The organism is Bradyrhizobium sp. PRIMUS42, from assembly GCF_023006515.1.
Taxonomy (GTDB): Bacteria; Pseudomonadota; Alphaproteobacteria; order Rhizobiales; family Xanthobacteraceae; genus Bradyrhizobium.
The window spans coordinates 1-8473 of record NZ_JALBGZ010000240.1; the positions used below are offsets into that span (position 1 = coordinate 1).

Here is an 8473-nt window from a genome sequence, read left to right on the forward strand (position 1 = left end):
TGCTCGGCGTCGCGGGCGATCACCACGAAGGGGCGCGCGCCCTCGCGCTCGCCGACCAGTCGTTGCCAGGGGCCCAGCAGGTCGAACCGCTGATAGGGCGTGAAGAGATGGCCGGGCTCCTCGAAGCCGCGCCAGACGGCCTCGGCGGCGTCGAGATCGGTGACGATATCGACATGCGCAATACGGCTCGCTTCCGACCGCGCCGGCGCTTCTGCCGTCCGGCTTTGCATCGCCGCAGCCATGGTCATCCGCGAAACCTGTCGAGAAATCAGAAATAGACGTCAATCGGCCTGTGGCCGACCTTTGCAAAGAAATGTCAACAAAGGGTAAGGACAATGGGAACGGGAACAGGCGCCCTAAGGGCGCGAAGGGTGGGATATTGGCATCCGACGACAGATGGCTGGAACGGCTGCGCCTCGAGCTGGCCTGGTTGACCGGCCGGGCCGCGCTAGGCCGTCGAGGTAGCGGCGCCATCCTGCGCTTTGAGCGGGTGCGGCCGCGGCGCGGCGGATTTCAGCCAATGCGCTCGCACGAGATCACGCCGCAGTTTCTCGACCGCGCCATTCGCGCGCTCAAGCGTTGGAAATACGATTTTCTCGGCATGGATGAAGTCTGTCGGCGCGCGGTGACGCTGCCGGAGCAGCGGCGCTTCGTGGCGCTCACCTTTGACGGCGCCAACAAGGACCTGATCGACTTCGGCTATCCGGTGCTGGCGCACCACGCCGTGCCCTTCACGGTCTACGTGCCCACCGCCTTTCCCGACGGCGTCGGACAGGCCTGGTGGCTCGGGCTCGAACAGTTGATCGCGCGCGAGAGCCGCATCAGCCTGATGATGGGGGAGAGGGAACAGCGCTTCGTCGTCACTGATCGCACCGAGAAGCAGGCGCTGTTTTCGCATCTCGAAAGTTGGCTGCGCTCGCTGTCGCCGGCGGATCTGTCGGCGGCGATCGCCGACCTCTGCGCGCGCTACCGGATCGACCTCGCCGCGCTCTCGCGCGAGGCGTCGATGGATTGGGAGGATCTGGCGAAGCTGGCGGCCGACCCGCTCGTCACGATCGGCAGCGCGACCGTGAACTATCCAGTCCTCACCAACATGAAGGACGCAGCCGCGCTGCGCGAGATGACGATGGGCAAGGCGGTCGCCGAAGCGGCGTTCAGGCGCGAGATCCGCCATCTTGCCTTTCCGTTCGGGGATCGCACCTCGTTCCGGCGTAGCCATGTCGTCATGGCGGAGGAGGCCGGCTTTGTTAGCGCGGTGTCGACGATCGCGGGTATCGTGGATGCGGAGGGGCGGACCAATCTGCGCGCGCTGCCGCGGATCGCCTGGGACGGCCGTGTGCGCTCGCTGCGCATGTTGCGTGTGCTGGTGTCAGGCGTCGCCTTTGCGCCGGTGAAACCGACCGGCGGCGCTGCGAACTAGAGCCGCTACGAATTGGATTTGGCGCGGTCGGGACGCTGCATCCAGCTCACGATCGGCATCGCCGGCAGCACCCAGCCCATGCCGACAACGACGTAGTAGATCGCCTGCCGCCAGCCGGACTCGGCAATCCACGGCATCTGCGCCGCGGCCATGCCGAGCAGGGCCCAGACCGTGGCCAGCACCAGGAGCAGGATGGCGCCGAGGAACTTGCGGGTACGGATCGTCATGGCGGGAGCTTGCTGCCTTCGCGTAACTTGCGCTGCGGGAGCGAGGGACTATAAGGGGCACGCAATCCGGTTCAAGCCCTGGTTTTAACCCCTGAAATGACGACGAATTCCGTTCCAACCAACCCGCATCGCGCCGTGCGCTGGTGGCTGATTTCGGTAGCCGCTTTGATTGCGCTGATGGTGCTGGTCGGCGGCGCGACGCGGCTGACGGAATCCGGCCTCTCGATCGTCGAATGGAAGCCGGTCACGGGCAGTGTTCCGCCGCTGTCGGAGGCGCAGTGGACCGAGGCGTTCGAGGCCTACAAGAAGATCCCGCAATATCGCGAGCTCAACGCCGGCATGAGCCTGTCCGAGTTCAAGCAGATCTTCTGGTGGGAGTGGAGCCACCGGTTGCTCGGCCGTTTCATCGGCGTCGCCTATCTCCTGCCGTTCCTGTTCTTCCTGTGGCGTGGCGGCCTGTCCGGCGAATTGAAGCGCCGACTGTGGCTGCTGTTCGCGCTCGGCGGTCTCCAGGGTGCGGTCGGCTGGTGGATGGTCGCCTCGGGCCTGACGGAACGGGTCGAGGTGTCGCAATATCGGCTGGCGACGCATCTGCTGCTCGCGCTGCTGATCTTCGCCGGAATCGTCTGGACGGTGCGGCGGCTCAAGAAGCGGCCGCGTATCGCAGCGCCGGCGCGGCTGCGGTTCACGAGCGCTCTGCTGCTCGTCCTCACGTTCGTGCAGATCTATTTCGGTGCGCTGGTCGCGGGCTTGCGCGCAGGGCGTGCCTACAACACCTGGCCGCAGATCGACGGCGCGTTCATTCCCTCGGCGGAGCGGCTCTGGTTCGAGACGCCGTGGTGGCGCAACATGTTCGACAACGTCCTGACGGTGCAGTTCGAGCACCGCATGACCGCCTATGCGCTGTTCGTGCTGGCGGCATTGCACGCGATCGACGCGATGCGCTCGCGCGCGGGTTCTGCGGCTGGCGGGGCGCTGTGGCTGCTCGCGGCGGTGAGCTTGCAGGCGGTGCTCGGCATCCTCACGCTGCTGAATCAGGTGCCGATCGATCTCGCGCTTTCGCACCAGGCGGTTGCGATCGCAGTGCTGACGCTTGCGGTGGTGCAGGTGGAACGGCTCGCTTCGCGCCAGCAGACGCACGCGCAGCCACGCGCGGTTCCGGTCGGTCAGGCCGGCTGATCAGCGCGACTGATCAGCAATAGCCGTAGACGCCGCACGAGTAGGGCAGCCGCCAGAAATAATCGACCTGCTTCCCGCCGTAATACGCGCCCTGATAGTCGTAGTCCCATGGGCGGCCGTAATAGCCCGGCAGCGTGTGGGAGCCCGGCAGCAGCGGTGTGCCCGGCAGGTTGCGAATGTAGCTGCCGATGCCATAGGCCGGCGAGATCAGCGCATCCGGATCAGTTTCGACATAGACCTTCGGCGGGTCCTGCGGCGGAGCGGCGGCCCGCCGTTTCGGCGTGGCCGGCAAGTCGGCGGCGACGGCGGCCGAGACCGTCAGCATTGCCGCAAGGGCAGGCACCATCCAGCGCAACATCGTCGGCTCCGAATCAGAAGGGGCGATCCAACGATGATGTATGCGGCAGATATGGTTAATGACTGTTAACTGGCGGCGGCCGCCGATGTCATTCCGGGGCGGTGCGCAGCACCGAACCCGGAATCCAGAGCTTATGATGCGACGTCGAGGTTCCGGGTTCGGTGCTGCGCACCGCCCGGAACGACAGGAAGCTACGCCCCCAGCGCCTGTTCCAGGTCGGCGATCAGATCTTCCTTGTCCTCGATGCCGATCGAGAGCCGCACCACGTCTGGGCCGGCGCCGGACTTCACCTTCGCCGCGTCGTCGAGCTGGCTGTGCGTCGTCGAGGCAGGATGGATCACGAGAGAGCGGGTGTCGCCGACGTTGGCGAGGTGCGAGAACAGCTGCAGCTTCGACACCAAATTGACGCCAGCGTCATAGCCGCCCTTCAGGCTGAAGGTGAACACGGCGCCCGCGCCCTTCGGCGCGTATTTGCGGGCGAGCTGGTTGTACTTGTCGGTTGGAAGGCCCGCATAGCTCACCGAGGCCACCGCAGGATGGCCCGCGAGAAATTCGGCGACCGCTTTCGCATTGTCGCAGTGCTTCTGCATGCGCAGCGGCAGCGTCTCGATGCCGGTCAGGATCATGAAGGCGTTGAACGGCGACAGCGCCGGCCCGAGGTCGCGCAGGCCGAGCACGCGGCAGGCGATCGCGAAGGCGAAATTGCCAAAGGTCTCCTGCAGGCGGATGCCGTGATATTCGGGCCGCGGCTCCGACAGCATCGGGTATTTGCCGCCGGTGGACCAGTCGAAGGTGCCGGCATCGACGATGATGCCGCCGAGCGAATTGCCGTGACCGCCCAGGAATTTCGTCAGCGAGTGCACGACGATGTCGGCGCCGTGGTCGATCGGGCGGATCAGATAGGGCGAGGCCAGCGTGTTGTCGACGATCAGCGGCACGCCCGCCTTTCGCGCCACCGTCGAGATCGCCTCGATGTCGGTGATGCTGCCGGCGGGATTGGCGATGGACTCGATGAAGATCGCCTTGGTGCGCGGCGTCACCGCGCGCTCGAAGCTGGCGATGTCATCGGGATCGGCCCACACCACGTTCCAGCCAAAGCTCTTGAACGCGTGCGTGAACTGGTTGATCGAGCCGCCATAGAGTTTTCGTGCGGCGATGAACTCGTCGCCGGGCTGCAGCAATTGCTGCAAAACAACGACCTGCGCGGCATGGCCCGAGGCCACCGCAAGCGCCGCCGTGCCGCCTTCGAGCGCGGCTACGCGCTCTTCCAGCACCGCGTTGGTGGGATTGCCGATGCGGGTATAGATGTTGCCGAACGCCTGCAAGCCGAACAGCGAGGCGGCGTGATCCGCGTCGTTGAAGACGAACGAGGTCGTTTGATAAATCGGAGTCGCCCGCGCACCGGTCGTCGGATCGGGCTGTGCACCGGCATGCACGGCGAGGGTCGAAAATCCCGGAAGGCGATCGCTCATTGAGGGCGTCCTGTTCTCTTGGTCTGAAATCGCGCGGCATGCTGATGGGCGCCGCGCTCGCCGTCAAGGCACCGCTTCACGTCGGCATGATCGTGCTACGCATTGTCGCGATCGCGAAAGGAATCCTTCGCGATCGGGTCAGCTTTGCTCGGTCTTGTTTTTGGCGGCGCGATCGGAGGCGGCAGTATCGCCGCCGCCGACGCTCATCCGATTGAGGGATAAGCGCATACCTTGCGTCGGCGCCGGCGGGCGCTTGGAACTGAGGGTGCGCGAGTTCACGCCCATCCAGGAAATCTCGGACGACAAGCGGCCATATTCGATCTTGGGGCAGCGGTTCATCACCACCTTGATGCCAACCGATTCTGCCTTCAGCGCCGCCGCGTCATCACGCGCGCCGAGCTGCATCCAGATCACCTTCGGCAGCGGATCGAGCGTGAGCGCCTCTTCGACGACAGGCATGATGTGGCTGGAATTGCGAAAGATGTCGATCATGTCGATGGGGCGGCCGATGTCGGAGAGCGAGGCGACGAAGGGCTTTCCGAGCAGCTCCTTGCCGACATGGCCGGGGTTGACAGGGATCATGTCGTAGCCGCGCTGCGCCAGATATTTGAACGCAAAATAGCTCGGCCGCACATTGACCGGCGAGGCGCCGACCATCGCGATCGACTTCACGCTGTTGAGGATGCCGCGGATGTAATTGTCGGGATAGGCGTCGTGGTTCATTTGTGGTTCTTTTTCTTCCTTGTCATTTCGAGGAGCGAAGCGACGAAGCAATCCAGGCTGTCACCGCGGAGGTATTCTGGATTGCTTCGCTTCGCTCGCAATGACGAATGTCACTCGTCCCGCCAATTCGGCGTGCGCTTCTCGATGAATGCGCCGATGCCTTCCTCGGCATCTCGCGCCATCATGTTCTCCGTCATCACCTCGGCCGCATAGCGATAGGCATCCGCAAGGCTCATCTCGGCCTGGCGATAGAACGCTTCCTTGCCGAGCTTGACGGTGTAGGCGGATTTCAGCGCGACCTGCTCCGCCAGCGCGATCGCGGCATCGCGCTCGGTCCCGGCCGCGACCACGCGGTTGATGAGTCCGATCTCACGGGCGCGCACGGCCGGGATCGGCTCGCCGGTCAGCAGCATCTCCATCGCCTGCTTGCGCGGCACGTTGCGCGACAGCGCCACCATCGGGGTCGAACAGAACAAGCCGATGTCGACTCCGGGGGTGGCGAAGCTCGCCGCGTCCGAGGCAATGGCGAGATCGCAGCTCGCCACGAGCTGGCAGCCGGCCGCGGTCGCAATGCCCTGGACGGCAGCAACCACGGGCTTTGGCAGGTGCACGATCGCCTGCATCATCGCGCTGCAGGCGGTCATCATCTCGGCGAAGAAGGCACGGCCGCGATCGGGGTCGGTGCGGCGGGCGGTGAGCTCCTTCATGTCGTGGCCGGCGGAGAAGGCGGGACCGTTGGCCGCGATCACGACGCCGCGGACCGCCTTGTCGTCGCGGATCTCGTTGAGCTCGGCATGCAGGCTGGCGATCATCGCTTCCGACAGGCTGTTGCGTGCGGCCGGTCGGTTGAGGGTCAGGACTGCGATGGGGCCTGCGGTCTCGCGCAGCAGGATCGGCGGTTGCGGGGAGGGGGCGCGGGCGGCCTGGCCGGACATCGAAGCATTTCCGTTGGATTATTGCATTTGGATGACGCAGATAACTTAATGTAACAGGGGACGTGAAGCGAGGGTGGGGAACAGCATGGCATTAGCAAAAATGAGCGTGGCGGAAGTCGAGCAGTTTCTCCGTCACGAGTTTCCCCAGGCGTTCAGCGGCGACGACATCACGATCGAAAGCGCGGACGGCCAGACCTGCCTTTTGCGCCAGCGCTACAGCGAAAGGATGCTGCGGCCGGGTGGAACCGTGTCCGGCCCGACGCTGATGGCGCTCGCCGATTTCGCCATGTACGTGGTGCTCCTATCCGCAATCGGGCCGATTGGGCTCGCCGTGACCACCAATCTCAACATCAACTTCCTGCGCAAGGGCCAGCCCGGCCAGGACGTGCTGGCGGAGGCGCGGCTGCTCAAGCTCGGCAAACGGCTGGCGGTGGGGGAGGTTAACCTCTTGTCGGGCACGTCACCCGATCCGATTGCCCATGTCACCTCGACCTATTCCATTCCAACTGTTTGAGCTTTTCGCAGGTAATATCGCACCATATTTTTAAGCTACTGATATTGCAGCATTAAATTCCGTCTTCGGGCATTGACCGTAGCGCGTCTCTTCTCTAGAAACCGCGCAGTCCGGTGCGGTGTTCGCGCCGATGCTCCCCGTCCACGGAAACTCTGACATGAAAACCTTTTCGGCAAAGCCGGCTGAGGTGACGAAGAAGTGGGTGCTGATCGACGCCAAGGGTCTGGTCGTCGGCCGCCTCGCCACCATCGTCGCCATGCGCCTGCGCGGCAAGCACCTCCCGACCTACACCCCGCACGTTGATTGCGGCGACAACGTCATCATCATCAACGCGCAGCATGCGGTCCTCACGGGGCGCAAGCGCGAGCAGAAGACCTATTACAAGCACACCGGTTACGTCGGCCACATCAAGGAGCGCACCGCGCGCCAGATCCTCGAGGGCAAGCATCCCGAGCGCGTGCTCGAGAAGGCCGTCGAACGCATGATCCCCCGTGGCCCGCTCGGTCGCGTGCAGATGGGCAACCTGCGTGTCTACGGCGGCGCCGATCATCCGCACGAGGCTCAGACTCCCGAGAAGATCGACATCGCCAAGTTGAACCGCAAGAACACGAGGGCCGCATAACATGGCCGAATCCATCCAGTCGCTCGACCAGCTCTCGCAGCTCAAGACGGCGGCCGCGCCCGACGCGCCCAAGCACGAGAAGAAGGTCGACAAGTTCAACCGCGCCTATGCCACCGGCAAGCGCAAGGACGCTGTCGCCCGCGTGTGGATCAAGCCGGGCGCCGGCAAGGTCACCGTCAATTCGCGCGAGGTCGAGGTCTATTTCGCCCGTCCCGTGCTTCGCATGATGATCGAGCAGCCGTTCTCCGTGGCCGCGCGTTCCGGCCAGTACGACGTGATCTGCACCGTCGCCGGCGGCGGCCTGTCCGGCCAGGCCGGCGCGGTCCGTCACGGCATCTCCAAGGCGCTGACCTATTTCGAGCCGGAGCTGCGCTCCGTGCTCAAGAAGGGCGGCTTCCTGACCCGCGACTCCCGCGTGGTCGAGCGCAAGAAGTACGGCAAGGCCAAGGCCCGCCGGTCCTTCCAGTTCTCGAAGCGTTAATCGCTTCGATCGCATTCGCCGCGAAAGCGGCTTCAATGAGATGCAAAAGGGCGCTGATTTCAGCGCCCTTTTTGCTGTTCGTTTGTACGCAAATTGATGGCGTGTTTCCCGAAAACTTGGGTCCGCGCGAAAACCTGAATGGAACTCGCGGGACCTAGCGTCGCATTCGGAAGGGCGCGCAAATCGGCTGGGGCCGGTCGCGTAATTGCTATGTTCTAGAGGGGGCCGACATGATGTCGCTCGATAGCATCACGCTCTATTTGGTCGCCACCATGGTTGCCGCACTGCTCGGCGCCATGATGGTGTTTTTCGGCAGGCAGGAGGACAGCCCTGCACTGAAATGGTGGGGCACCGCCTATCTGCTCGGTGCCGCCTCGGTCGCGCTATGGACCGCGGCCGGCGACAGGATGGGCCCGCATCTCTATCTGGCGTTAAATGCCGTCGGCTTCGTTGCCTGCGGCATGGTGTGGAATGCGGCGCGCGTTTTCCACGGCCGCAAGCCGAACTGGCCCGGCCTCGTGCTCGGCGCGCTCGCCTGGGTC

Annotated in this window: 10 protein-coding genes and 2 pseudogenes; 6 read left to right on the forward strand and 6 right to left on the reverse strand. The window is 64.5% G+C overall.

Annotated features, from left to right (window positions below; all coding sequences use genetic code 11):
- A pseudogene (locus MOV75_RS18755) lies at window positions 1-248 on the reverse strand (GNAT family N-acetyltransferase); the annotation flags it as partial.
- Window positions 249-379: 131 nt separating this feature from the next.
- Here MOV75_RS18755 and MOV75_RS18760 point away from each other — a divergent pair.
- Window positions 380-1420 carry a polysaccharide deacetylase family protein gene (locus tag MOV75_RS18760; protein WP_247006356.1) on the forward strand — a complete coding sequence of 347 codons (1041 nt, stop codon included), beginning with the start codon at window positions 380-382 and terminating at the stop codon, window positions 1418-1420.
- A gap of 5 nt (window positions 1421-1425) precedes the next feature.
- On the opposite strand, the gene MOV75_RS18765 is transcribed toward MOV75_RS18760, so the two are convergent.
- Window positions 1426-1647, reverse strand: coding sequence for a DUF2842 domain-containing protein (locus MOV75_RS18765; protein ID WP_246928193.1), 222 nt, complete (start codon window positions 1645-1647; stop codon window positions 1426-1428).
- Between the two features lie 96 nt (window positions 1648-1743).
- Between MOV75_RS18765 and MOV75_RS18770 the strand changes: the two genes are divergently transcribed.
- Window positions 1744-2826 (forward strand): COX15/CtaA family protein, encoded by a 1083-nt coding sequence (locus MOV75_RS18770; protein WP_247006358.1) that lies wholly within the window; start codon window positions 1744-1746, stop codon window positions 2824-2826.
- Window positions 2827-2839: 13 nt separating this feature from the next.
- On the opposite strand, the gene MOV75_RS18775 is transcribed toward MOV75_RS18770, so the two are convergent.
- The 4 genes from MOV75_RS18775 to MOV75_RS18790 all read right to left on the reverse strand — a co-directional run bounded on the left by MOV75_RS18775 (window position 2840) and on the right by MOV75_RS18790 (window position 6314).
- Complete coding sequence (locus tag MOV75_RS18775) at window positions 2840-3184, reverse strand: hypothetical protein (protein WP_246928186.1); 345 nt, start codon at window positions 3182-3184, stop codon at window positions 2840-2842.
- 191 nt (window positions 3185-3375) lie between these two features.
- Window positions 3376-4656: an O-acetylhomoserine aminocarboxypropyltransferase gene (locus MOV75_RS18780; RefSeq protein ID WP_246928182.1), complete on the reverse strand. Its 1281-nt coding sequence runs from the start codon at window positions 4654-4656 to the stop codon at window positions 3376-3378.
- 138 nt (window positions 4657-4794) lie between these two features.
- Entirely contained in the window at window positions 4795-5379 is a 585-nt protein-coding gene (locus tag MOV75_RS18785; RefSeq protein ID WP_246928180.1) for a CoA-binding protein, read from the reverse strand.
- A 110-nt stretch (window positions 5380-5489) separates the two neighbouring features.
- A complete protein-coding gene (locus tag MOV75_RS18790) occupies window positions 5490-6314 on the reverse strand; it encodes an enoyl-CoA hydratase (RefSeq protein ID WP_247006360.1) in 825 nt (274 codons plus the stop codon).
- Between the two features lie 85 nt (window positions 6315-6399).
- Between MOV75_RS18790 and MOV75_RS18795 the strand changes: the two genes are divergently transcribed.
- The 4 genes and pseudogenes from MOV75_RS18795 to MOV75_RS18810 form a co-directional block, all read left to right on the forward strand.
- Window positions 6400-6828, forward strand: coding sequence for a PaaI family thioesterase (locus MOV75_RS18795; protein WP_246928175.1), 429 nt, complete (start codon window positions 6400-6402; stop codon window positions 6826-6828).
- 157 nt (window positions 6829-6985) lie between these two features.
- The gene (gene rplM, locus MOV75_RS18800; RefSeq protein WP_091965253.1) at window positions 6986-7450 is read left to right on the forward strand and encodes a 50S ribosomal protein L13; all 465 of its coding nucleotides are present in this window, start codon (window positions 6986-6988) and stop codon (window positions 7448-7450) included.
- Between the two features lies 1 nt (window position 7451).
- Window positions 7452-7931 (forward strand): 30S ribosomal protein S9, encoded by a 480-nt coding sequence (rpsI, locus tag MOV75_RS18805; RefSeq protein ID WP_008547917.1) that lies wholly within the window; start codon window positions 7452-7454, stop codon window positions 7929-7931.
- A 230-nt stretch (window positions 7932-8161) separates the two neighbouring features.
- Window positions 8162-8473 (forward strand): annotated as a pseudogene (locus tag MOV75_RS18810) (GGDEF domain-containing protein); the annotation flags it as partial.

Excerpts from the sequence above, each read along its gene's own strand:
- MOV75_RS18775 (WP_246928186.1), bottom strand. The coding sequence starts at position 3,184 with ATGTTGCGCTGGATGGTGCCTGCCCTTGCGGCAATGCTGACGGTCTCG.
- rpsI (WP_008547917.1), top strand. The coding sequence starts at position 7,452 with ATGGCCGAATCCATCCAGTCGCTCGACCAGCTCTCGCAGCTCAAGACG.
- MOV75_RS18770 (WP_247006358.1), top strand. The coding sequence starts at position 1,744 with ATGACGACGAATTCCGTTCCAACCAACCCGCATCGCGCCGTGCGCTGG.
- rplM (WP_091965253.1), top strand. The coding sequence starts at position 6,986 with ATGAAAACCTTTTCGGCAAAGCCGGCTGAGGTGACGAAGAAGTGGGTG.
- MOV75_RS18795 (WP_246928175.1), top strand. The coding sequence starts at position 6,400 with ATGGCATTAGCAAAAATGAGCGTGGCGGAAGTCGAGCAGTTTCTCCGT.
- MOV75_RS18790 (WP_247006360.1), bottom strand. The coding sequence starts at position 6,314 with ATGTCCGGCCAGGCCGCCCGCGCCCCCTCCCCGCAACCGCCGATCCTG.
- MOV75_RS18785 (WP_246928180.1), bottom strand. The coding sequence starts at position 5,379 with ATGAACCACGACGCCTATCCCGACAATTACATCCGCGGCATCCTCAAC.
- MOV75_RS18765 (WP_246928193.1), bottom strand. The coding sequence starts at position 1,647 with ATGACGATCCGTACCCGCAAGTTCCTCGGCGCCATCCTGCTCCTGGTG.
- MOV75_RS18780 (WP_246928182.1), bottom strand. The coding sequence starts at position 4,656 with ATGAGCGATCGCCTTCCGGGATTTTCGACCCTCGCCGTGCATGCCGGT.